Source organism: Roseibium sp. (assembly GCF_965233565.1).
Classification (GTDB): Bacteria; Pseudomonadota; Alphaproteobacteria; order Rhizobiales; family Stappiaceae; genus Roseibium.
Map to the genome: position 1 here is coordinate 5,044,398 of NZ_OZ247494.1, position 22,731 is coordinate 5,067,128.

The following is a 22,731-nucleotide window of genomic DNA, read 5'->3' on the forward strand; positions in this document are numbered from 1 at the left end:
CGTGGTATTAGCCAAAAGGATAAGACGGCATGGCCGCGCACGAGCCGCAACAATAATGAAATGCCAGCGGGCTTGGCAAAGAGGAGCGTGGCTATGACGAATTACAGGGAGGTGCAGCGGACAACGCTGCTGCCGGACCAGATCGCCGCAGACATCATGGCGAAAATCACAGAAGGCACATTGCAGCCGGGCGACACCCTGCCGACGGAGCATGCGCTTGCGGGCACGTTCGGTGTCAGCCGCAACGTGGTGCGTGAAGCCATTGCCAGACTGAGGTCTGACGGAGTGGTCGAGTCGCGTCAGGGCCGTGGGGCGGTCGTGAAACCGATCACGGAACGGGAAACCTTTCGTGTCGATATCCAGGCCCTCGGCAAGTCCGGAAATCTGGCGGACCTGTTCGAGTTGCGCGGCCTTCTGGAAATTGAAGCAGCCGGGCTTGCTGCGGTTCGCAGAACGTCGGTCGATCTTGAGGAGATGTGCAAGGCAATCGCGGAACTCGACGGCGGCAGCCGGTTTGATGACCGGCGCCTGGAAGCGGATGCTGCGTTCCACAGGGCGATCGGCAAGGCAACAGCCAATGCCTATCTTTATGGAATTATCTGTTACATTTCCTCGCGTCTCAAGGAGACCGCACGCATCACGTCAAACATCTATGAAAAGGATGACCTGGTTCAGGTGACACGAGCGGAGCACCTGAAGATTTTGAAGGCGATCGAGGTTGGCGACCGCACGCAAGCGCGCAGGGCAATGGCAGACCATATCAGCGCGGCCTCCAAGCGTCTCAATGTACCGGTCAAGCCGATCGGGCACCTTTAGGGCGAGGCCTCATTCATCTGATCGAAATGGCGCAACAGTCGGCAACGGTTGCGGGGAAAAGCGCGAAAAGCGGGCCTCTTGCCTGTTTGAGCGGTTTGACGCAACAGGTCAAAGCCGTCTTGCGTCGCTCCGGGAGAGGGTGAATTTGCCCGGCAACGTTGTAGCAAATCTCTGGAAACCGGAAGGTTTCCGCGGCTTTGCGCCTCGCAACCGAACAAATTCATCGCGGCCAATTCACTCGAAGGAATGTGGCCTGACCCTAGAACCAGGCCTGTGCGGGGTCGGGCAGCGGAATCGCATCCAGCAACATGCGTGTATAGTCCGCCTTGGGATTGTCGAAGAGCTCCGGAGTTGTCGCATGCTCGACGATCTCGCCCTGGTAAAGCACCAGGATCCGGGTGCACAGGCGGCGGATCACCGAGAGGTCGTGGCTGATGAAAGCGAGGGTCAGGCCGAGCTCTCTGACCAGGTCCTCCAGCAGGTTGAGGACCTGCGCCTGGGACGAGACGTCGAGACCGGAGACGATTTCGTCGGCAAGAATGAAATCGGGTCTGAGGGCGATGGCGCGCGCAATGCCGACCCGCTGCCTCTGACCGCCGGAGAGTTCATGCGGATAACGCGTGGCGAAGGAGCGTGGCAGGCCAACCATGTCGAGCGCCTCGTCGACCCGGCTCCCAACGTTGTCCAGGCCCTGAAGCTTCAGCGGACCGGCGATGATACCGCCGACCCTGCGACGCGGGTTGAGCGAGGACATCGGGTCCTGGAAGATCATCTGGAAACGGCGCCGCAGCGGACGCAGCCTGTCTTCGCCCATGTGGGAAATGTCGGTGCCCTCAAACTGAATGCTGCCGCCATCCGGTTCGATCAGCCGGATCAGGGCCCGTCCGAGCGTCGACTTTCCGGACCCGGAGCCGCCGACAATGCCAAGCACTTCGCCTTTCGGAATGTCGAAAGTCAGGCCTTTCAGGACGTCTACGCGCGGTGCCGGGCCCAGCAGCGGTTTCCGGGACAGGTCCGGAAAGGACACCTTCAGGTCCCTGAGTTGATAGATCGTGTCGCTCATCGCTGCCCCGCCTCCAGTCGCTCCGCATCAAAGGCGGCTATTTCCGCATCGACGGCGCTGACCACGCTGTCGGGAACCGGGGTGAGTGATCCGTCCGGGTCGGTGTATTTGGGCGTTGCCGCCAGCAGCGCACGTGAATAGGGGTGGGACGGGCCGGCAAAGAAGTGTTCGACACCGGTCTCCTCCACCACCTTGCCGGCATAAAGCACGCTCAGTGTCTGCGCGATCTTTGAAACGACGCCGAGATCATGCGTGACAAACAGAAGCGCGGTGCCATGCCGTTGTTGCATGTCCCGGATCAGTTTCAGGATCTGCTTCTGGACCGTGACGTCGAGTGCGGTGGTCGGCTCGTCGGCTATGATCAGCTTCGGTTCGGCGGCAAAGGCGGAGGCAATCAGGACACGTTGGCGCATGCCGCCGGAAAGCTCGTGCGGATAGGCCTTCATCACCCTTTCGGGCGCCTCGATGTGAACTTCCTCCAGAAGCTCCAGCGCACGGGCTTCGGCCGCCGGGCGTTTCCATCCCAGAATGTCGACCAATCGGTCGGTGACTTGAGGTCCTACCCGTCGCGACGGATTGAGCGCAGTGAGCGGGTCCTGCGGGATCAGCGCCACACGAGCGCCGATGCGTTGCCGGCGGGTCTTGGGCGGGAGACTTTCCAGGTCCTCGCCATCGAGAACGATGCGACCGTCCGTCAGGTGCGCGGCTCTTGGAAGGATCCCAAGCACGGCCTTGCCGATCATGCTCTTGCCGGCGCCGCTTTCGCCGACCAGCGCGCGAACCTCGCCCGCAGAAACATCGAGTGAAACACTGCGAAGCAGCGGAATGCCGTTGGAAAGCCGGACGCTCAGGTCTTGAATGGACAGGAAACTCATCGCAGCACCGGGTCAAAATGTTCCTTCAAGCCCTCGCCGAACTGGGAGAAGCTGAGCACCGTCAGGAACAGGGTGAAGAGCGGAAACACCAGCACCCACCAGGCCTGGTAGATCGAGGCACGCCCCTCGGCGATCATGCCGCCCCAGGTCGGTTGATCGGTGGAGATGGAGAGGTTCACGAAGGAGAGGATCGCCTCGACGATAACGGCGATGCCCATTTCGAGGGTCAGAAGGGCGACGATCGTCGGCAGCACATTGGGCAGGATCTCCGCAAGCGCCGTTCCGATGCGGGTTCTGCCTGCGACCTGGGCCGACGCCACATAATCCATGGCGCCCTGGCTCATGGCTTCTGCCCGCACGACGCGCGCAAACCGCGTCCAGTCGATCACCACGATTGCGACGATCACGGAGGTCAGGCCGGTGCCGATGACTGCGATCAGGAGAATGGCAAAGAGGACGGGCGGAAAGGCCATCCAGATGTCGATCAGGCGCGAGATCATCAGATCGGCCCAGCCCCGGAAATAGCCGGCAATCAGTCCAAGTGCCGATCCGATCAGGCAGGTCAGCGTGCCGGCCACCAGCGCCACGATCAAGGCGACGCGGGCACCATAAAGCATGCGGCTCAGGAGATCGCGGCCCAGGCTGTCCGTGCCAAGCAGATAGGCCGGGTCGGAGCCCTGTTCCCAGATCGGCGGCAGGCGACCGGCAAAGAGATCCTGGGCCAGCGGGTCATGGGGGCTGATCATGGGGGCGAAGATGGCGGCCAGGATCAAGAGGGTGAGCCAGCCTCCGCTCAACCACAGGCGCAGACCGGGCATGCGGCGGACATGTGCTCTGGCGTCAAGCATGGCGCAACCTCGGATTAAGAGCGGCATAGGTCATGTCGACGACCAGATTGACGAGTGTAAACAACAGCGCGAACACCAGAACGATGCCCTGGATCAGAGGCAGATCACGATTGATCACCGCGTCGATAGCCATGTTGCCGAGCCCCTCATAGGAAAACAGCCGCTCGATGATCACCGTGCCGCCGATCAGGAAGGTGAACTGGACACCGATCAGCGTCAGGGTCGGCAGGATGGCATTTGGCAGCGCGTCCTTCAGGATAATCGCGGATTCCGAATAGCCCTTGGTGCGCGCCAGGGTGATGTAGTCGTCGTGCATGCATTCTTTCAGGGATTGCTTGAGCAGCTGCAGGATGATGGCGGCAAGCGGGATGGCAAGCGCCAGCGCCGGCATCAGCATGTGACCGATCAGGTCGCCGACCACATCGAATCGCAGCCGCAGCAGGGCCTCGAAGAGGTAGAAGTTTGAAGTGAACTCAAAACCGAGGGAAGGGGAGATCCGCCCGGAAATGTGAAACAGCGGCCAGAGCACGCCGAAGAGCAGGATCAGCGCCAGGCCCCAGAGAAAGTCCGGCAACGACAGAGCGATACCGCCGGTGACATCAATGCCGCCTTCGATCTTCGTGCCCCGATAAAGCGTTGCCGTCAGTGCGGCGGCGCCGCCCATCAGAACTGCGATCAACAGGGCGAGGATCGAAAGCTCCAGCGTGGCCGGCAGGCGTCCGATCACAAGGTCATAAACCGGCTGACGCAGTGTGATCGAGGTGCCGAAGTCCCCCTGAACGACATTGCCGATCCAGATCAGGAACTGTTCCAGGATGCTCTTGTCGAGGCCATAGAGGGCTTTCAGGCGGTCAATGTCGGCATCGCTCGCGCCAGGCGGCAGCATCATGGCAATCGGGTTGCCCGGCACGACACGAATGACGACAAAGACGATGATGGCGGCCCCCAGAAGGGTGACCAGCGTGGTGGCGAAACGTGTCAGCAACGCGCGCACGATCTGCATGGCAATGTGGCCTGGTATCGGATCAAAAAGCCGCCGCAGCGCCCCGGGAAGCTGGAACAGCTGGGCGCTGCGGCGTAGGCGGGATGTGTTACGACCGTGTCATCAGGTGCGGCAGCAGCGCACCGGAGGCATGCGGCGTCACCTTGACCTGATCCGTATGAAGGATCGGCTGCACATACTGGATCAGCGGAATGACCAGTGCGTTGTCCGCGATGAACCGGTCGACCTCTTTCCAGCCGGCAATGCGCTTGTCCTCGTCGGCCTCACCCCAGAGCGGCAGGATCTTCTGCATCAGGTCCTCGCCGTCCCAGACCGAATGTGGTGAGGGGCCAAACATGGCAAATCCGGTCGAGGTGGTCGGGTCGCCAATCGCATTGCCCCAATTGTAGAAGGCAGCAGGGGCCAGCGTATCGGCCGCGCGCAGTTCATAGTGCTTGGCGATTTCGTAGACCTCGATTTCGGCCTCGATGCCCACCTTGCGCCAGAGCCCGACGATTGCCTGGATGATTTCATAATCCTTGGGCTTGAAGCCGCGCGTCGTCTGGATCCGGAAGGTGACCGGGTTGTCCGGACCGTATCCGGAGGCTGCCAGCAGTTCCTTGGCCTTGTCCGGGTCATAGGGCACCGTGATCGAGGGATCGAAAGCGGTGTAATCCGGGGTCTGCAGAGTGTCGATGGCGACGCCGTAATTCGACAGAAGCCTTTCGATGATGGTCTTCTTGTCAATGGCATGCGCCATGGCCTTGCGCACATTCGGGTCGTTCATCGGTTCGACATCGTTGATGAAGATCATTCCGATATCCGAGATCGGGGCAGCTGTTCCGACCAGGCCGTCCTGTTCCTTCAGCCGGTCGAATTCTTCATAAGGCATTTCCAGCGTCACATGGGCGTTGCCGGACATGACCTCGAAGGTGCGGCTGGAAGCATCGGTGACGAACTTGATGGTCACCGTCTTGAACTCCGGAGCCCCACCCCAGTACTTCTCGTTGGCTTTCAGGCGCACAAAGGCGTTGCGCTCGAACTTGTCGACCATATAGGGGCCGGTTCCGACGGGCGCGGCCTCGAAGCCGTCTGCGCCGGCTTCTTCATAGTACTTCTTCGGCAGCACATAGCCCGTCAGGAAACTCATCCACTTGAAGATGGTCGGCTCGTACTCCTTGACGTCGGCGGTGATCCGGTTGCCGTCGACACTGAAGTTGCCGATCTTGCCCCAGATGAACTGGATCGGATTGCCGGTGTCTGCATTGCCGGCCCGCTCCAGCGACCAGACAATGTCTTCCGGCGTCAACGGGTCGCCATTGTGCCAGGTGACACCTTCACGCACATCCATCCAGATCCTGGATTTGTCCTCGTTCCAGCCCCACTCGGTCAGAATGCCGGAGCCGAAGCTCAGATCCGGGTTCTGATGAATAAACATGTCGAAGACAGACTGGTAGATGCCCTGGATCGTCGGATTGACGGCCGACGGACCGACCGTCGGATCCCAGCTCGGCAGATTGACATTGTAGGCAATCACCAGTTCTTCGATGCCCTGGGCCAGGGCCGGTGTGCCAACAGCGGTCAGGACACCAGTTGCCGCTGCAGTTTGTAAAAGCGTTCGTCTTGTAAGCTTCATGGTTGTGTTCCCCAACGTGTCTCTGGAGCCGGTGCGTTTCTTTTGTCGCTATCCGGCAAGTTTTTGTGCGAGCAGATATCCGGGCCCGGCGCCGGTGCCTGCTCCGGGCCAGACGGCGGCCCCGGTATGGAAAAGGTTTCCAACCGGAGTGGTGCCGTCGGCAAAACCGCGTACGGGCCTGAACAGGAAATGCTGGGTCAAGTGATGGCTCCCGCAGATCTGGTCTCCTCCGACCAGATTGGGATTGTCCGCCTCCAGCATGGCGGGCGTCACGATATGACGGCCGAGGATCTTGGCTCGAGCGCCAGGCGCATAGCGTTCCAGAAGATCAAGGGCACGTTCGGCGAAGGGTTCGGCTGCGCTTTCCCAATCGGTCGCCGTGATCTGGCCGGCGGCATCTCCCTTGATCGTGCCGGGGGCCATGCGGACCTGAAGCCAGAGCACGTGCTTGCCGTCCGGGGCGCGGCTTGGATCAATGGCGGTCGGCTGGCCGCAGACGACCACCGGTTCATCGGGCAACAAGCCGGCCTGCGCTTGCGCATAAGTCCGTGCCATCTGGTCCAGATCCGGCGCGAGATGCACATAGGCGAAGGTCTTGAGCTCCTCAGAGGCCGTCCAGTCGGGCAGGTCTTCCATCGCGAGATGGATCATCATGGTGCCCGGCGCATGGATCGAGGTCTTCAGGCCGTTGTCATAGCGTTTGTTGCCGGTCGCGCCGGTGAGCCTGGCAAGTGCAGCGGGGGCGACGTTGGCGATCACGGCCTTTTTTGCCATTACCTGACGACCGTCGGAAAGTTCGACACCGACGGCTTGTCCCTTTTCGATCAGAATGCGTGTGATCTCGGCATCGCAGGTGACCGTGCCGCCATTTGCTTCCAGCGTGGCGGTCATCGCCTTGATGATCGCATCCGCACCGCCCTTGCCAAGGACCATGCCGAAGGCCTGGTTGGCCATGCCTTCCAGGTAGGGGAAGAGTGCACCGCCGGAGATATCAGGTGCAAAATCGAGATGCATGCCCCATGCGCCCAGGAGGGCGCGCACCTTGGGAGAGACGAAGGTCTCGCTCAGCCAGTCTCTTGGTGATGCCAGCAGGAAGCGGCCGAGATCCATCACCCCGCCGGTGCCGTTTCGGCGCCACTCCTTGAACAATATATATGCAAATGCACGTTTTTTCGCCGGACTGCCCAAAAGGCCGAACAGGCTTTCGGCGCGCGCCGGAAATTCGGCTGTCAGGGCACGCCATGTTTCGGCATCCAGCGCGTTTTCGGCGTTGATACGCTGTGCCGTCTTTTCCAGGTCGTTGCTGACGCCGAGCCAGCTGCCATCCGGAAAGACAGAAGAAAAACAATTGGCTACCGGCGCAAACTCAAGTCCGTTCCGACCCAGTTCTTCGCCGTATTCCTTGAAAAAGGCCGAGCCGGCAAAAAGTGAAAGGTTCATGGCGGCCCAGTCGTGACGGAAACCGGGAAGCGTATATTCGCCGGTCTTGACCGCGCCGCCTGGTTCTGCCGCGCGTTCGAACACACCGACCTTCCAGCCCTGGGCGGCTAGGTGGACAGCGCAGGCGAGGCTGTTATGCCCGCTGCCGATAATGATGCTGTCCAAGGTCTCGGTCACGCTCTTCCCCTCCGCTGACGAAGAAGATAATTGCAAATACAAATAAATCTGTCTAGCATCGAATTGCAACAACGAGCCGACAGGCCGCAGAGGTACAGAGGGAACACATCATGTCTGCAGAGAACGCACTCGGCGGGCTCGGAGCCAAGCTCCTGTCCGGAGAGGTGGAAGTGGTGGATTGCACGGGCGTCCTGGGACCGGGCACGCCGATCATTCAGTTGCCGCCGGATTTCGCGAAGGCGACGCCGAAGGTCGAGATTCACAAGATCAGCGAATATGATTCAGACGGGCCGTTTTTTGCCTGGAACTGGATGGTACTGGGCGAGCATTCCGGAACCCATTTCGACGCGCCGCATCACTGGATTACCGGCAAGGACTATGACGACGGTTTCACCGACACGCTCGATGTGCAGCGTCTTGTGGCGCCCGTGAACGTCATCGACTGTTCGCAGGAGAGCCTCGACAATCCGGATTTTCTTCTGACTGCGGACCTGATCAAGGCCTGGGAAGCCGAGCATGGCGAGATCGGCGAGGGCGAATGGGTTGTCATGCGCACCGACTGGGACAAGCGCGCCCATGACGAAGCGCTGTTCCTGAACACAGATGACACCGGGCCGCATAGTCCCGGTCCGACGCCGGATGCCATTGAATACCTGCTGTCCAAGAAGATTGTCGGCTGGGGCAGTCAGTGCATTGGGACCGATGCCGGACAGGCAGGAGGGATGGAGCCTCCTTATCCGGCGCATAATCTTCTGCACCGGGACAACTGTTTCGGACTGGCCTCGCTGGCCAACCTGGACAAGCTGCCGGCCAAGGGGGCAATCCTGATCGCCGCGCCGCTGAAAATCGAACGCGGGACGGGCAGTCCGATCCGCGCCTTGGCACTCGTTCCCAAGGCGTGAGGCAGACACCGTGACCGCTCCGCATGTCATTATCGGTTCGGGCATCAATGCCCTCGTTGCGGCAGCAATGCTGTCGCGCCGGGGCGAGCCCGTTCTTGTGCTGGAGCGGTCCGATCGGCTTGGCGGCTGCATGCGCACGGAGGAAATCACGCTGCCCGGCTATCACCACGATGTCATGGCGGCGACATTCGTTCTGTTTCTGACGTCGCCGGCCTATGCGGAACTGGCCGAGGATCTTGGCAAACACGGATTGGAATTCTGCCACGGCAATCATCCAACGGCCGTTTTGCGGCCAGGAGGCGAGGCGGCTGTCCTATCCATGGACCGGAGCCGGAACATTGCCGCCTTTGACGCGCTTTCGGTGGGTGACGGGCTGCAACACGCCGCCGATGTCGGCGGTATCGAGGCGGATGCCGAGTTTCTCTTTGCCCTGCTCGGAAGCCCGCTCTGGTCGGTGAAGATGGCGCGCCTGATGGCAGGGCAAGCCTGGAAGCGGGGCCTGACCGGCCTGAAGGCCTGGTTTGGCGCGGCGTTGCAGCCTGCCAGAGGCTGGCTGGAGACAAGTTATCGGAGCGAGACCCTGCAGGCCCTTTGGGCGCCGTGGGTTCTGCACACGGGCCTGACACCTGAAAGCACGTATTCCGGACAGATGGGACGGGTCATCGCATTTGCTCTCGAAGCTGCTGGCGCTCCTGTTGCCAAAGGTGGATCGGCGAGTGTTCCAGAGGCGTTTCGAAAGCTCATCGAGGCGAAGGGTGGGACGATCCGCACCGGTGCGGATGTCGACCGGATCCTAGTGAAAGACGGCAAGGCGGTTGGCGTCAGAACGGCAGATGGTGAGACGATAAAGGCACAATCGGTCATCGCTTCGGTAACCCCAACCCAGCTTTATGGACGCCTGCTTGGCGAGGAAGAGGCTGCTCCCGGTGCTGCCGCCTATCGGTACGGGCGCGGCAATTTTCAACTGCACTATGCTCTGGATGGCGATCCGGACTGGATCGCGGAGGGTTTGGAGGACGTTGCCCTGATCCATCTGGCGGATGGCATTGACAGTGTTTCGAAATCCGCGAACGAGGCAGAGCGCGGCCTGCTGCCGGAAACACCGACAATCTGTGTCGGCCAGCCGCATCGGCTCGACCCGACGCGTGTTCCGAAAGGCAAGGCCCTGTTGTGGCTGCAGGTGCCGGATGCGCCCCGGGTGATCAAGGGAGACGCTGCAAACGTAATCCAGACCGAACCACACTGGACGGAGGCGACACGCGAGGCCTTCGCCGATCGGCTGGAGGAAATCTTGCGGCGGCATATCCGGAATTTCGATGAGATCAAACTGGCCCGGCGGGCTTATTCTCCGGCGGATCTCAATGACCTCAACATCAATTTGGTAGGTGGCGATCCCTATGGCGGATCCTGCAGCATCGACCAGTTTTTCATCTGGCGCCCTTTGGCCCATTCCGTTAATAGCGCCACCCAAATCCGCAACCTTCACCAGATCGGGGCTTCGACGCATCCCGGTCCGGGTCTTGGCGGCGGATCCGGCTACAATCTGGCAAAGCGGATGGGTGCATGAACGAGGAAGACCGGACGGCAGAGGCGGTTGAAGACGAGCGCGTGCCGCGGCTCGGTGAAATCGGACTTGAGAATTTTCCGCCTTATCTGATGAACCGCATCATGGGGCGCTACAATGCTGCCCTGCGCGATGAAATGGCCAAGCTCGGGCTGACCACGCCCAAGATGCGGTCGCTCGCCGTCTTGTCCGTGATCGATGGACTGCTGATCCGGGATCTGTCCGTTTATGCCATCGTGGAAGTGTCGACGCTGAGCCGGGCTCTGGATGCATTGGAACGCGATGGGCTGGTGCGCCGTGTCGCCGACAAGGAAGACAGTCGGGCCGTCCGTGTCCACCTGACCGACAAGGGGCGTGACACGCATGAACAGCTCTGGCCGCATCTCGCAAGTGCCTACCAGGCAATGTTCAAGGGCATCGACGAGGCCGAACAGCGCGCATTCGTGGCCACATTGCAGACCATTTTGAAGAACGTGCGCAAGCACCCGATATGACGTGAGTTTCGAGGGAGGAGCCGATGGCCGAAAGGTCGTTCAAGGCTGAGGTTGAGCATCTTCGCAAAGGCACCGGCGACACCTTTACCGGTGAGGGCATTCTGGCCATCACCAAGGCGCTCCTGGAAAACGGTGTCGGCTATGTCGGCGGCTATCAGGGCGCACCGATCTCCCATCTGATGGACGTGCTGGCCGATGCCGAGGATCTGATGGGTGAGCTCGGCATCCGCTACGAAGCCAATGCCTCTGAGGCTGCGGCCGCGGCCATGCTGGCTGCCTCCGTGCATTATCCCATTCGCGGCGCGGTCACGTTCAAGGGCTCGGTTGGGGTCAATGTGGCTTCCGACGCACTGGCCAACCTTGCCTCGTCAGGCGTCAATGGTGGGGCCCTGGTTATCGTGGGCGAGGACTATGGCGAAGGCTCCTCGATCATGCAGGAACGGTCCTATGCCTTTGCCATGAAATCCCAGTTCTGGCTGCTCGATCCGCGTCCGAACCTGACTTCGATCGTCAAGTCCGTCGGCGACGGATTTGCCCTGTCGGAGGCAAGCAATTCGCCGGTGATGCTGATGGTGCGGATCCGCTCCTGTCATGTGACCGGAAGTTTTGAAACCAGGGATAATGTGCCGCCTCCGCTCTCTGTCCGCGATGCGCTGGCCAATCCCATGCGGGATTTCAAGCGGGTGGTGCTGCCGCCCATGTCCTACGCCCATGAACATGACAAGGTCGACAATCGCTGGCCGGCGGCCGAAAAATTCATCCTGGACAACAAACTCAACGAGCGGTTCGGACCGGACACCGGCAAGGTCGGTATCATCTGTCCGGGTGGCTTCTACAACAGCGTCATACGTGCGTTGCAACGGCTTGGTCTCGCCGATATCAGCGGCAATACGTCCGTGCCGCTTTATGTGCTGAACGTGACGTATCCGCTGGTTCAGTCAGACCTGCTTGACTTCTGCGCCGGCAAGGACGCCGTCCTGATGGTCGAAGAGGGGCAGCCGGAATTTATCGAACAGCAGCTCGGAGCCATGCTCTACAAGGCAGGCGGAACAACAAAACTCGAAGGCAAGGGCATCTTTCCGAAAGCCGGCGAATACACCGGCCAGATCATGCTGGACGGTCTCGACGCCTTTGTTCGCCAGCACGCAGCGGATCTACTGCCCGGCAAGGTTCTGGCGCCCAATGCGCCCAAGCCGGAGCTTCCCGATCTCAGCCAGACCGTGCCGATCCGGCCACCCGGCTTTTGCACGGGCTGTCCGGAACGCCCGATTTTCGCCTCGCTGAAGCTGGTGGAGCAGGAGGTCGGCCAGCACCAGATCACCGGCGACATCGGGTGCCATCTCTTTGCCTGCCTGCCGCCGTTCGAAATTGGCGGCTCGACCATGGGCTATGGCCTTGGCCCGGCCTCCAACGCGGCCTTTGACGGAGGCGGCGAAAAACGGGCGATCTCGATCCTGGGCGACGGCGGTTTCTGGCACAACGGCCTCAGCTCCTCCATCGGCAATATGGTCTTCAACAAGTCCGACAGCGTTGCCATCATTGTCGACAATTACTATTCGGCGGCGACCGGCGGCCAGGACATTCCCTCCAGCCGGGCGCGTAACAAGTCCAAATCCACCAACAATCCGATCACCAAGGCGCTGGAAGGCGCGGGCGTCAAATGGATCCGGCAGATTGACCGGACCTATGACGTCACCCGGATGCGGGCGACCATCCGCGAAGCGCTGACAACCGACTATGACGGGCCCAAGGTGATCGTGGCGTCGTCGGAATGCATGCTCAACCGGCAGCGCCGCGAAAAGCCGCTGCGCAACAAGGCGATTGCGGGTGGCCGGCGGGTCGAGGTGCCGCGCTTCGGCGTGGATGAGGATGTCTGCACGGGCGATCACGCCTGCATTCGCCTGTCGGGGTGTCCGTCCTTGTCGCTGAAGAAGCTGGACGATCCCTTGCGGGACGATCCGGTGGCGCATATCGACCAGTCCTGTGTCGGCTGTGGCAATTGTGGTGAGGTCGCCGACGCGGCGATCCTCTGCCCATCCTTCTACGAGGCGAATGTGGTTTACAATCCGGGTGGGTTCGAGAGCTGGTTTGCCGGTCTGCGTCAGAAGGTGATTGCCTGGCTGCAGACGCGCCGGGCGGACCGGCGTTTGACTTTCAGCGCGGAGGAGGCCTGATGTCCCTGGCACTTCCCCTGGAGGGGCAGCCGACCGATCCTGCGCTTGAAGGGATCCTGAAGATCGCGATCCTGGCCGTCGGTGGGCAGGGGGGCGGCGTGCTCACCAACTGGATCGAGGGGCTGGCGCGGGCCGAAGGTTATCACTGCCAGGCGACCAGCGTCGCCGGCGTGGCGCAAAGGACCGGCGCCACGATCTATTACATCGAGATAGCGCCGGGAGACGTGGCCTCACCGGTCTTTTCGCTGGCTCCCTCGGCCGGTGACGTCGACATCACCATCGCAGCGGAAATGATGGAAACAGGTCGCGCGATCATGCGCGGCTTCGTGACACCGGACCGGACCACCCTGATCGCCTCCACTCATCGCATGCTGGCGGTGTCGGAGAAAACTGTGCCCGGCGATGGCATGGCCTCCTCCGACGAAGTGAAGGCAGCTGCCGAGCTGGCTGCCCGGAAACTGGTCATGGCGGACATGGATGCAGCGGCGCTCAAGGTCGGATCCGTCATTTCGGCATCGCTCTTCGGTGCGCTTGCCGGATCCGAGGCGTTGCCGTTCAAACGGGAAGCCTTCGAAGAGGCTATTCGCGCCGGTGGTAAGGGCGTTGAGGCCAGCCTGCGCGCCTTTGCGGCCGGATATGACCTCGCCAGGAAGGGCGAGCCTGAGCAACCGGAAGAGAAAACCGCACCGGAACCGCAGATCCTGGAGCCGCGCGGGCCGGAGAAAAGCCGCACGGCCTATGCCAGTCTTCAGGCCCGGGTCGCTGCGCTTCCCGAACCTGCCCGGGAGATGGCGCGTGCCGGACTGCAAAAGGTCGTCGATTTCCAGGATGTCGCCTATGGCAGCGAATATCTGGACCGGCTCGAGGCACTGGTTCGGCAGGATGATGCAGAGCATGGCTTCGAGCTTTCAAGGGAAGCTGCCAAATACATTGCCAATGCCATGGCCTATGACGATGTCATTCGCGTTGCCGACCTGAAAACACGGCCACAGCGTTTCGAACGCATCAGTCAGGAAATGCGGATCGACGAGGGCAAGCTGCTGCGTCTGACGGACTATCTTCATCCGCGCGCCGAAGAGATCGTCGGCCTGTTGCCGGTCAAGCTGGGCAGCCGGCTGGAGCGCGACCCGGCCTGGATGGCCCGCATAGACCGCTGGTTCAACCGCGGCAGGCGGATGCGCACCGACGGATTGCGCGGTTTCGCGATGCTGTACATCCTTGGCGGCATGCGCGGCTGGCGCCTCAAGACCCTGCGCCACAAGATGGAGCAGGATCATCTGCAGGACTGGCTCAAGATGGTGTCCAGTTATCTGCCAAGCCGCTACGCCATGGCCGTTGAAATCCTGAAGTGCCGTCGCCTCATCAAAGGCTATTCCGACACCCATGCCAGAGGTCTTTCGAAGTTCGACAAGGTGCTTGCCGGCGCGCGGATGGTGGAAAACCGTGACGACGGACCGGAATGGGTTGCTCGTTTGCGGGAAGCCGCGTTGAAGGACGAGAAGAGCACCGATCTCGACGGTGCCCTGAAGACCGTGGCGAGTTTTGCCACTACGCCGTAAAGATGCCGGAACATGTGGCCGACCCTTCGAGACGGGCTTTCAGCCCTCCTCAGGATGAGGTTTGAGTTTGAGGTGCAGCCTGCTCAATCCGGCAAATGTAGCTTCACACTAATGAGTGTTGCTCTCTCAAGCCACAGAGGGCTTATGTTCACTCCACCCTCATCCTGAGGAGCCGCTTTAGCGCCGTCTCGAAGGATCGGCGCTTTACTCCGGGTTCTTTGAGAGACAGTCCCAGGGGATGGCTCCGCAGGCCCAGAACAGAAAGCTGAGAGCAACCTCAAACGGCCGCGCTCACCGATGATTTCAGAGCGTCCAGCACTTCCCGGCAGGCCTCTTCCGTCGTCTGGACGCCCGGAGACAACCTGAGTGTGGCGCCGCGCGTGTCGGCGGAAAAACCAGCCCTGCCAAGATCGTCCAGTGCGCGGCTGGCCCCTGCGTTAGAGCCGAGCGAAATCATCAGGCTGCCACCGCGCTCCTGTTCAGCGCGCGGCGTGAGCAGCTTCAGTCCGATGTCGTCAATGCCGGCAATCAGCAGATCCGAAAGATGTCTGTTATGTGCCAGGATGGCATCCGTGTCGGCATCCCTGTGCCACTTGAGTGCCGGGACCGTGGCAGCAGCCGGCAAAATGGCCGGCGTGCCATTGTCGAAGCGCCGGATATCCGGCGCGTAGTCGAAGGCGTCGATGTCCCAGTTGAACGGGTTGTCCTGACTGAACCAGCCGCGCAGTTCCGGCTTGCAGTCCGGGATCAGGTCCGGGTGAACATAGAACGCGCCTGCGCCAGGCGTGCCGCACATCCACTTCAGGCTGGTCGAGACCGCAAAATCAACCTCGGGCGCGGCAACCGAGAAAGGCAGCAATCCGGCGGCCTGGGTGATGTCGATGCCAATCAGGCTGCCCTTTGCACGGCCGTGGGGCACAAGATTTTCCAGATTGACCCTGTGCGAGGTTGTCGAGCTGACCCAGGTGATCAGCGTCAGCGCCACATCGCTGTCCCATTCGGCGATCATGTCCTCATCGGCCACCCAGTCCGCCCCCTGGCGCGCCCGAACCGTGACCAGGTCAAAGCCGAGACGGTCCTGCAGGCGGGTCAGAAGAAAATGGTTCGACGGAAAGCAGTCCTCCGCCACCAGTACTTTGCGCCCCCTGAGCCGATTTTCGGGTAGGGCAGTCAGGAACATGTGCACGCCTTGCGTGACATTCTCGCAGGTCGTGACCGATCCGGCCGGTGCGCCAAGCAGCTGTCGCCAAAGATCAATGAACTCTGCGCGTTTGCCCAGAAGATAGGGCCATTGCCGGTCGTTCGAGGTGCTCCACACCGCACCAAGGTCTGTCATTGCTGCGGCGAGATCCGCTTCCTTCTCCGGATACTGGCCAATCGAATGATAGAGGAAATAGCCGTCTTTTCTGGTGCTCATGATCCCCCCGATGGTTCCGCCGCTATCTGGTTGTCACGCCGTTCGAATTCGACGTCATTGGCGTTGTTAAGGCTGTTGACCCGTAGGGGATTATTCGTATACAGTTTTGACAATAGTTCAAGCTTAAAGGATTTCAGGTTTGCGATTTTTGGCAGAAATTAAAGATCGAGCCCATGGGCTCTTGACTTGTTCTGTATACGGTTTTGCGCCTGACTTGATGGAAGCTAGCTGGTCATGACACCCAACAAAGCCGACCCGACGCCTACAAGCGGGCAAAGCACCAGCGCTCAGATCCATGACGTTCTGATGGGGCGCATTCAGCGCGGTGAACTGTTGCAGGGCGTGCGTTTGGTCGACACGGCCGTTGCGGCGGAATTTGGTGTCTCGCGCATGCCAGCCCGGGATGCCCTGATGCGTCTGGCGCATGAGGGCTATCTGGAGCCGACGACGCGCGGGTTTGTGCTTCCGCGGCTCGATCATCAGGAAATTCTCGAGATCTTTGATCTGCGCCGGCTGCTGGAACCCCGGGCGGCGGCCCTGGCGGCGCAGGCGTTCTCGGAAACGGAGCTGGCCGCGCTGGGTGAAACGCTGAACGACGCGCGGTCCGCCATGGCGGAAGGAGACGCAGAGCGACTGTTTCGCGCCTGTGAGATCTTCCGAAACGGCTGGATCGATGCGGTGCCGAACGGGTCCTTGCGCAAGGCCCTGCAGCGCTACATGACCCAGGTCCAGGCTGTGCGCCTGATGACCTTTGCCGATGGCGTCAATCACCCGCTGATCGTCGAAGGCAATGCGCGTCTCTACGAGGCTTTCTGCCGCCGGGATGCCGTGGCCGCGTCCGACAGAATTCTGCGTTTCGTCTTTGACGGCGAAGCAGCCTATCTCGCCGCCCATGAGGCGGCACAACAAGACAAAACCGCTGCACCTGCCAAGGCAGGGTGACACGGGGATCGAAGGGGGAGAGCGACATGACGGAGACCCGTGCCGAGATACGATTGCCGACTGAAGACCTGTCGAAGGACCTGCCGTTTTTCACCAGGGTTCTGAAGATGCGGCTGGACATGATCTATCCGGCCGACAATCCGGAAATCGCGGTTTTTTCAGGTCACGGCCTGCGTGTTCGGGTCGAAAAAGGAGCGCCGGAAGGTCCGGGGACCTTGCGGATCCTGACCGAAGACCCGGATGGTTTTGCAGATGGAGAACGGTTGCTGGTCGCGCCCAATGGCACGCGTGTTGAAATCGATGAGCTGAACCCGCCGCTGGTTCTGCCGGAGACCGAGCACGCCTTTGTGGTGCGCCGGTTGGCGGACCAAGCGCCCTGGGTGATCGGACGCGCAGGCATGGAGTATCGCGATCTGGTGCCGACACGGCTGGGTGGTGCGATGATCGCATCGCATATCCGGGTGCCGGATGGTCCGGTGCCGGACATGGTTCATTTCCACAAGGTCGGGTTTCAGCTGATCTTCTGCGTGCGTGGCTGGGTGGATGTGCTTTACGAAGACCAGGGCGGCATGCGCCGGCTGACGGCCGGGGATTGTTTCATTCAACCACCGGAAATCCGTCACAGGGTCATGCATGCGGCGGACGGGATTGAGGTGGTCGAGATCGGCGTTCCGGCGGAGCACGTCACCGAAATCGATCATGAGATGACCCTGCCGACACTGCAGGAGCGGCCCGACCGGGAATGGCAGGGCCAGAAATTCGTGCATAATCTGGCGAAGGACGGCACGTTCAGGCCGTTTCGCGTTCCGGGCTTCGAGGCGCGGGACACGACCATTTGCGACAACACCCAGGGTGTCGCCTCCGTAATGGTGGCGCGGCCGACGGGGGAAGAGGCCCCCTGGACGCGCCATCACGGCGACATTCTGTTCAACTTTGTGCTGGCAGGCGAGATGACCCTTGAGGGTGAGGGCAAAGACCCTTTCCGCCTGACTGCCGGAGACGCCTTTGTGATCCCGCCGAAACTGGCGACCAGATACACGGGCGCAACGACCGACCTTGAGCTGCTGGAAGTCAGTCTGCCGGGCCGGTTCGAGACGGAAATCCTGCAGCAAGAAAGTTTGCCGAGGAGGAATGAGCAAACCGTGCAGGCGTGAACGAGCAAGTGTGTAAGAGGGGATGACAGCATGAACAGACTGATGACTTTCGTGGCAGCCGCTGCCCTGTTGGGTGCCGGTGCCTCAGCTCAGGCCGATGACACCAAGATCGGCATCCTGATGGACATTACCGGGCCGATTGCCAATTTCATTCCGCCGCTCCAGAACGCGGCCAACCTCGCGGTCAAGCATGTCAACGAGCAGGGTGGCCTGCTCGGCGGCAATGCCGTCGCGGTTTATGGCGACACAACCGGGACGGCCCAGGGCGCGGTCGACGCCGCCCAGAAACTGGTCAACATCGAGAATGTGCCGATTGTCATGGGCTCGCTCATGTCGGGCACCACGATTGCGGCAGCCGAGGCGGCGATCATTCCGGCCGGTGTTGCGCAGATCTCACCGACGGCGACGTCCCCGGCCATGACCGACCTTCAGGACGATGGTCTGGTTTTCCGTATCGTTCCGTCCGACAATTATCAGGGTGAGATCCTGGCCAAGATGGTTCTGAATGAAGGGCTGAACAATGTCGCGCTCACCTATGTCAACAACGACTATGGCGTCGGCATCGGCCAGACCTTCCAGGCCGCCTACGAAGCCGCGGGTGGCAAGATCACCGCGTCCAACAAGCACGAGGAAAAGAAGGACTCCTACCGGTCGGAACTGGCAAGTCTTGCCAAGGGAGAGCCGGAAGCGCTCGTTGTGATTGCCTATGCCGGCGACAGTGGCGGCAAGATCGTGCGCCAGGCCATTGAAGGCGGGCTCTTCACCAAGTTCGTCGGCACCGACGGTCTGCGGGACGAGCTTCTGATTGAAAATGTCGGAGCGGACGCGCTGAAGACCTCCTTCTTCTCCTCGCCGACGTCACCGGCGGAAAACCCCGCGCAGAAGACCCTGCATGACGCCTTCAACGCCGAATATGGCGAAGGTGCGGACAAGGCTTTTGTCGACCAGACCTATGATGCAACCTTCCTGGCATTGCTGGCGATTGAAAAGGCCGGCTCCACCGATCGTGCGGCCATGGCTCAGGCGCTGAGGGATGTCGCCATGGCGCCGGGTGAAAAAGTTGGTCCGGGTGAATGGGAAAAAGCCGTGGCGCTGATCAAGGCCGGCAAGGACATCGACTATGACGGTGCCAGCGGTGCTGCCGAGTTTGACGCCAATGGCGATGTCGGCGGTTACATCGGCAAGTTCGTCGTCGATGGCGATGGCTACAAGCAGATCGCGATTGTCGAATAACTCGTGATCCAGCTGGACAAGATCTGCGTCGATTTCGGTGGTTTGCGGGCAGTTGACCAGGCAAGCTTCGACATCGGCGCAGGCCGCATCACCGGTCTGATCGGGCCGAATGGTGCGGGCAAGACAACGGCTTTCAACGTCATTGCCGGGGCGATCCGGCCCAGTTCCGGCCGGGTGCTGCTGGAAGGGCGCGACATCACGCGGCTTAAACCCCATGAGCGGGCAGCGGCGGGCCTCGCGCGTACGTTCCAGATCCCGCATGAATTCGACCGGCTCTCCGTGCTTGAAAACCTGATGGCGGCGGCCGCCGCGCCCGAGGGGGAAAATGTCTTCAACGTTGTTTTCCGGCGCGGCCGTTTTGCGGCCGAGGAGCGGGCGGTCTACGACCGGGCGCGCGAAACGATCAGGCTCCTGGAACTGGAGCATGTCATTGACGAGCAGGCCGGCAACCTGTCGGGCGGGCAGAAGAAACTCGTCGAGCTTGGCCGGGCGCTGATGCGCGATCCCAAGATCATCTTGCTGGATGAAATTGGCGCCGGCATCAATCGGACTCTGCTGGGCAAACTGGCGGACAAGATCCTGATGCTGAACCGGGAGCGCGGGCTCACCTTCTGCCTGATCGAACACGATCTCGACTATGTCTCGAAGCTTTGCGACCACGTTCTGGTCATGGCCCAGGGCGCCCTTTTGACCGAGGGAACGGTGGAAGACGTGCGCAACGACGAGCGCGTGATTGAAGCCTATTTCGGCGGCGGCAAATACGAGGTCCAGATATGACGGAGCAGCTGACGGTGAAGGGGGTGACCGCCGGCTACGGTGGCCCTCCGATCATCGAGGACATATCTCTGGCGGTCGAGCCTGGCGAGATTGCCGTCATTCTGGGGCCAAACGGGGCAGGCAAGTCGACCTTGCTGAAGACAATCTTTGCGCTGACAGAAGTCTCTGCAGGGTCGATCCGTCTTGGAGACAGGGACCTCACCGGTGCCAAAACCTCAGCGCTTGTGCCGCTGGGCGTTTCAGCGGTGCCCCAATCCAAAAACGTGTTTGCGACCATGTCGGTTGCCGAGAACCTGGATGTCGGGACCTATGCCGCGCCGCCGAAAGACAAGGGAGCGACACTCGACAAGGTGCTGACCCTGTTTCCGGACCTGCGGGACAAGCTCAAACAGCCTGCCGGGGAACTCTCGGGCGGTCAGCGCCAGATGGTCGCCATGGGCCGCGCCCTCATGTGCGAGCCCAAGCTGGTTCTTCTGGACGAACCCACGGCGGGTCTTTCCCCCGCTTATCTGGAGCGGATCTTCGATCTGCTGCTCGACATCCGTAAAACCGGGATCACGATCTTGATGGTGGAACAGAACGCGCGCCAGGCGCTTCAGATTGCCGACCATGGCCACATTCTGGTCGGGGGCCGCAATCACGTCAGCGGCACGGGGCAGGAGCTTTTGGGCGACGAAAATGTCCGCCGTCTCTTCCTGGGAGGCTCGGCGTGATCGAGTTCATCAATTTCTATCTGTTTCCGGCGCTCACGATCGGCAGCATCTATGCGCTGGGCGCCGTCGGCATCTCGATGATTTTCGGGATCCTGCGCTTTGCCCATTTTGCCCATGGCGATCTGATGACGCTCGGCACCTACGGGATCCTGGCGGCCGCGGCCGTCATGCCGGTCAATCCGCTGTTGCTGATCCCCTTTGGAATGGCCCTGACGATCGTCTCCGCGCTTGTTGTCGACCGCTATTTCTACCAGCCGCTCAGGTCCCTGCCGACGATCTACACGGTGATTTCCTCCTTTGGCATTGCGCTTGTGTTCCGGTCCGTCATCCAGCTTGTCTGGGGCTCTGAAAACCAGGTGTTTTCCACCGGTGTGAAGCCGCCTCTGGTCCTGTTCGACACGATAAGGGTGTCCGTGCTGCATCTGCAGGCAATTGTGGCCACTGCGGTCATTGCCGTGCTGCTGCATTTTTTCCTGACCATGACCCGCACCGGACGGTCCATGCGCGCAGTGGCCGACGATCCCGAACTGGCCGAAGTCTCGGGCCTCGATACGGCAAAGGTGGTGCGCTGGACCTGGATCATCGGCGCGGCTCTGGCGGCCGTTGCGGGTGCGTTCGCCGCATTGAACACCAGTGCGCATCCCAATCTCGGCTGGAACCTGCTTCTGCCGATGTTTGCCGCGGCGATCCTGGGCGGCATCGGCAAGCCCATGGGCGCAATGGCCGGTGGTTTCATCATCGGTCTTGCCGAGGAGCTTTCCTCCTATCACTGGATCGGGGACGAGGCTCTGATCTCGCCGTCCTACAAAACCGCCGTGGCCTTCATCTGCATGATCGCGCTTCTGATCTTTAGGCCACAGGGCCTCTTCAAGGGGAGGCTGCTCTGATGGAACTGACCGGTCTCTTCTTCTATCTCGTCAGCCTGCTGATCCTGGGCGGGATCTACGCCCTCTTGTGCCTTGCGCTCAACATACAGTGGGGCATGGGCGGTCTGTTCAATGCCGGGATTGCGGGTTTTTATGGCGTCGGCGCTTACTCCTCCGCCATCCTGACGACAGCCGCTTCGTCCAAGCATCTCGGCGGGTTCAGTCTGCCCGTGCCGATCGGTCTTCTGGGGGCGGCCGTCATAGCTGGCTTGGCGGGTTGGGCAGTCGCCAGGATCTGCGTCCGGCTCAAGAGCGATTACCTGGCCATGGCCTCCATCGGCATTGCCGAGATCCTGCGGCTGGTCATTGTCAACGAGGACTGGCTCACCAATGGCAGCCTGGGGCTTTCCAGAATTCCGCGCCCCTTTGGAGATCTTGCAACGGGCCGCATGAGTGACGTGGTATTCCTCGGGTTCGTCTGGGTGGTGGTGCTGCTGGTGTATCTGGCCGCCAGCCGGCTCTACGACAGTCCCTGGGGACGCAGCCTCAGGGCCATCCGGGACAATGAAACCTCGGCCGCTGCCGCCGGCAAGAATGTCGAGAAGTTCCGGATCCAGACCTTCGTGATCGGTTGTGCGGTGATGGGGATCGCCGGCGGCCTGTCGGCGCATTACTTCCGCTTCCTGTCACCGACCGCAACCGATCCGCTGCTGGTCACGTTCCTCGTCTGGGTGATGCTGATGGCCGGTGGTTCCGGCAACAACCGGGGCGCCATCCTGGGGGCGCTCAGCATCTGGACGCTCTGGTCGGTCACCGAGATCTTCACCAACCGTCTGCCACCGGAATGGGCAACGCGCAGCTCCTTCATTCGCATGCTCCTGGTCGGTTTGTTGCTGCAAGTGGTGCTGCAGAAGTTCCGTGCCGGGCTGTTGCCGGAAAAATCACCGCCGGTGAAGTTCCGGAAAGAGGAAACGGGGTCGGGTTGACGAGCGTGAACACCACTCTCTGGCATGTTTCGACCCGGAGTGTCGCTGGGAAAGAGGGCGGCTGGCTCAGTTGCATTTGCTTATGTTTTTCAGATTGCACTCTTGTGTTGTCA

General features: G+C 61.1%; 20 protein-coding genes. 13 read left to right on the top strand and 7 right to left on the bottom strand.

What is annotated here, in order from left to right:
- Window positions 1–93: 93 nt before the first annotated feature.
- Entirely contained in the window at window positions 94–816 is a 723-nt protein-coding gene (locus tag ACO6TG_RS23020; protein ID WP_422375329.1) for a FadR/GntR family transcriptional regulator, read from the top strand.
- A gap of 259 nt (window positions 817–1,075) precedes the next feature.
- Here the strand turns inward: ACO6TG_RS23020 and ACO6TG_RS23025 are convergent, their stop codons facing one another.
- The 6 genes from ACO6TG_RS23025 to ACO6TG_RS23050 all read right to left on the bottom strand — a co-directional run bounded on the left by ACO6TG_RS23025 (window position 1,076) and on the right by ACO6TG_RS23050 (window position 7,837).
- A complete protein-coding gene (locus ACO6TG_RS23025; RefSeq protein ID WP_422375330.1) occupies window positions 1,076–1,879 on the bottom strand; it encodes an ATP-binding cassette domain-containing protein in 804 nt (267 codons plus the stop codon).
- Entirely contained in the window at window positions 1,876–2,754 is an 879-nt protein-coding gene (locus ACO6TG_RS23030; protein ID WP_422375331.1) for an ABC transporter ATP-binding protein, read from the bottom strand. The genes ACO6TG_RS23025 and ACO6TG_RS23030 overlap by 4 nt, the downstream gene beginning before the upstream one ends.
- On the bottom strand, window positions 2,751–3,602 hold the full coding sequence (locus ACO6TG_RS23035; protein ID WP_422375332.1) for an ABC transporter permease: 852 nt from the start codon (window positions 3,600–3,602) through the stop codon (window positions 2,751–2,753). The genes ACO6TG_RS23030 and ACO6TG_RS23035 overlap by 4 nt, the downstream gene beginning before the upstream one ends.
- The gene (locus ACO6TG_RS23040) at window positions 3,595–4,605 is read right to left on the bottom strand and encodes an ABC transporter permease (protein WP_422375333.1); all 1,011 of its coding nucleotides are present in this window, start codon (window positions 4,603–4,605) and stop codon (window positions 3,595–3,597) included. The genes ACO6TG_RS23035 and ACO6TG_RS23040 overlap by 8 nt, the downstream gene beginning before the upstream one ends.
- An 88-nt stretch (window positions 4,606–4,693) precedes the next feature.
- Complete coding sequence (locus ACO6TG_RS23045) at window positions 4,694–6,220, bottom strand: ABC transporter substrate-binding protein (RefSeq protein ID WP_422375334.1); 1,527 nt, start codon at window positions 6,218–6,220, stop codon at window positions 4,694–4,696.
- Between the two features lie 48 nt (window positions 6,221–6,268).
- Entirely contained in the window at window positions 6,269–7,837 is a 1,569-nt protein-coding gene (locus ACO6TG_RS23050) for a phytoene desaturase family protein (protein ID WP_422375335.1), read from the bottom strand.
- Window positions 7,838–7,947: 110 nt separating this feature from the next.
- On the opposite strand from ACO6TG_RS23050, the gene ACO6TG_RS23055 reads away from it, so the two are divergent.
- Genes ACO6TG_RS23055 through ACO6TG_RS23075 form a run of 5 tightly spaced genes read left to right on the top strand, consistent with a single transcriptional unit; the run spans window position 7,948 to window position 14,530 of the window.
- Window positions 7,948–8,739, top strand: a complete 792-nt coding sequence (locus ACO6TG_RS23055; protein WP_422375336.1) for a cyclase family protein — start codon at window positions 7,948–7,950, stop codon at window positions 8,737–8,739.
- Window positions 8,740–8,749: 10 nt separating this feature from the next.
- Window positions 8,750–10,306, top strand: a complete 1,557-nt coding sequence (locus ACO6TG_RS23060; RefSeq protein WP_422375337.1) for a phytoene desaturase family protein — start codon at window positions 8,750–8,752, stop codon at window positions 10,304–10,306.
- Entirely contained in the window at window positions 10,303–10,797 is a 495-nt protein-coding gene (locus ACO6TG_RS23065; RefSeq protein WP_422375338.1) for a MarR family winged helix-turn-helix transcriptional regulator, read from the top strand. The genes ACO6TG_RS23060 and ACO6TG_RS23065 overlap by 4 nt, the downstream gene beginning before the upstream one ends.
- A 23-nt stretch (window positions 10,798–10,820) precedes the next feature.
- On the top strand, window positions 10,821–12,971 hold the full coding sequence (locus ACO6TG_RS23070) for a thiamine pyrophosphate-dependent enzyme (RefSeq protein WP_422375339.1): 2,151 nt from the start codon (window positions 10,821–10,823) through the stop codon (window positions 12,969–12,971).
- A complete protein-coding gene (locus tag ACO6TG_RS23075; protein WP_422375340.1) occupies window positions 12,971–14,530 on the top strand; it encodes an indolepyruvate oxidoreductase subunit beta family protein in 1,560 nt (519 codons plus the stop codon). Before ACO6TG_RS23070 ends, ACO6TG_RS23075 begins: the two co-directional genes overlap by 1 nt.
- 277 nt (window positions 14,531–14,807) lie before the next feature.
- Here ACO6TG_RS23075 and ACO6TG_RS23080 read toward each other — a convergent pair whose 3' ends face one another.
- Complete coding sequence (locus tag ACO6TG_RS23080; protein ID WP_422375341.1) at window positions 14,808–15,947, bottom strand: aminotransferase class V-fold PLP-dependent enzyme; 1,140 nt, start codon at window positions 15,945–15,947, stop codon at window positions 14,808–14,810.
- Between the two features lie 234 nt (window positions 15,948–16,181).
- Here ACO6TG_RS23080 and ACO6TG_RS23085 point away from each other — a divergent pair, with 234 nt between their 5' ends.
- The 7 genes from ACO6TG_RS23085 to ACO6TG_RS23115 are packed head-to-tail and all read left to right on the top strand — an operon-like array spanning window position 16,182 to window position 22,618.
- Window positions 16,182–16,889 carry a GntR family transcriptional regulator gene (locus tag ACO6TG_RS23085; protein ID WP_422375342.1) on the top strand — a complete coding sequence of 236 codons (708 nt, stop codon included), beginning with the start codon at window positions 16,182–16,184 and terminating at the stop codon, window positions 16,887–16,889.
- Between the two features lie 26 nt (window positions 16,890–16,915).
- On the top strand, window positions 16,916–18,043 hold the full coding sequence (locus tag ACO6TG_RS23090; RefSeq protein ID WP_422375343.1) for a cupin domain-containing protein: 1,128 nt from the start codon (window positions 16,916–16,918) through the stop codon (window positions 18,041–18,043).
- Window positions 18,044–18,073: 30 nt separating this feature from the next.
- Complete coding sequence (locus ACO6TG_RS23095; protein ID WP_422375344.1) at window positions 18,074–19,276, top strand: ABC transporter substrate-binding protein; 1,203 nt, start codon at window positions 18,074–18,076, stop codon at window positions 19,274–19,276.
- A 3-nt stretch (window positions 19,277–19,279) separates the two neighbouring features.
- Window positions 19,280–20,053 (top strand): ABC transporter ATP-binding protein, encoded by a 774-nt coding sequence (locus tag ACO6TG_RS23100; RefSeq protein ID WP_422375345.1) that lies wholly within the window; start codon window positions 19,280–19,282, stop codon window positions 20,051–20,053.
- Complete coding sequence (locus ACO6TG_RS23105) at window positions 20,050–20,766, top strand: ABC transporter ATP-binding protein (protein ID WP_422375346.1); 717 nt, start codon at window positions 20,050–20,052, stop codon at window positions 20,764–20,766. Before ACO6TG_RS23100 ends, ACO6TG_RS23105 begins: the two co-directional genes overlap by 4 nt.
- Complete coding sequence (locus ACO6TG_RS23110) at window positions 20,763–21,653, top strand: branched-chain amino acid ABC transporter permease (protein WP_422375347.1); 891 nt, start codon at window positions 20,763–20,765, stop codon at window positions 21,651–21,653. Before ACO6TG_RS23105 ends, ACO6TG_RS23110 begins: the two co-directional genes overlap by 4 nt.
- Complete coding sequence (locus tag ACO6TG_RS23115; protein WP_422375348.1) at window positions 21,653–22,618, top strand: branched-chain amino acid ABC transporter permease; 966 nt, start codon at window positions 21,653–21,655, stop codon at window positions 22,616–22,618. The genes ACO6TG_RS23110 and ACO6TG_RS23115 overlap by 1 nt, the downstream gene beginning before the upstream one ends.
- Window positions 22,619–22,731: the final 113 nt, after the last annotated feature.

Excerpts from the sequence above, each read along its gene's own strand:
- ACO6TG_RS23080 (WP_422375341.1), bottom strand. The coding sequence starts at position 15,947 with ATGAGCACCAGAAAAGACGGCTATTTCCTCTATCATTCGATTGGCCAG.
- ACO6TG_RS23070 (WP_422375339.1), top strand. The coding sequence starts at position 10,821 with ATGGCCGAAAGGTCGTTCAAGGCTGAGGTTGAGCATCTTCGCAAAGGC.
- ACO6TG_RS23115 (WP_422375348.1), top strand. The coding sequence starts at position 21,653 with ATGGAACTGACCGGTCTCTTCTTCTATCTCGTCAGCCTGCTGATCCTG.
- ACO6TG_RS23030 (WP_422375331.1), bottom strand. The coding sequence starts at position 2,754 with ATGAGTTTCCTGTCCATTCAAGACCTGAGCGTCCGGCTTTCCAACGGC.
- ACO6TG_RS23095 (WP_422375344.1), top strand. The coding sequence starts at position 18,074 with ATGAACAGACTGATGACTTTCGTGGCAGCCGCTGCCCTGTTGGGTGCC.
- ACO6TG_RS23045 (WP_422375334.1), bottom strand. The coding sequence starts at position 6,220 with ATGAAGCTTACAAGACGAACGCTTTTACAAACTGCAGCGGCAACTGGT.
- ACO6TG_RS23090 (WP_422375343.1), top strand. The coding sequence starts at position 16,916 with ATGACGGAGACCCGTGCCGAGATACGATTGCCGACTGAAGACCTGTCG.
- ACO6TG_RS23020 (WP_422375329.1), top strand. The coding sequence starts at position 94 with ATGACGAATTACAGGGAGGTGCAGCGGACAACGCTGCTGCCGGACCAG.
- ACO6TG_RS23035 (WP_422375332.1), bottom strand. The coding sequence starts at position 3,602 with ATGCTTGACGCCAGAGCACATGTCCGCCGCATGCCCGGTCTGCGCCTG.
- ACO6TG_RS23025 (WP_422375330.1), bottom strand. The coding sequence starts at position 1,879 with ATGAGCGACACGATCTATCAACTCAGGGACCTGAAGGTGTCCTTTCCG.
- ACO6TG_RS23040 (WP_422375333.1), bottom strand. The coding sequence starts at position 4,605 with ATGCAGATCGTGCGCGCGTTGCTGACACGTTTCGCCACCACGCTGGTC.
- ACO6TG_RS23055 (WP_422375336.1), top strand. The coding sequence starts at position 7,948 with ATGTCTGCAGAGAACGCACTCGGCGGGCTCGGAGCCAAGCTCCTGTCC.
- ACO6TG_RS23085 (WP_422375342.1), top strand. The coding sequence starts at position 16,182 with ATGACACCCAACAAAGCCGACCCGACGCCTACAAGCGGGCAAAGCACC.
- ACO6TG_RS23105 (WP_422375346.1), top strand. The coding sequence starts at position 20,050 with ATGACGGAGCAGCTGACGGTGAAGGGGGTGACCGCCGGCTACGGTGGC.
- ACO6TG_RS23065 (WP_422375338.1), top strand. The coding sequence starts at position 10,303 with ATGAACGAGGAAGACCGGACGGCAGAGGCGGTTGAAGACGAGCGCGTG.
- ACO6TG_RS23075 (WP_422375340.1), top strand. The coding sequence starts at position 12,971 with ATGTCCCTGGCACTTCCCCTGGAGGGGCAGCCGACCGATCCTGCGCTT.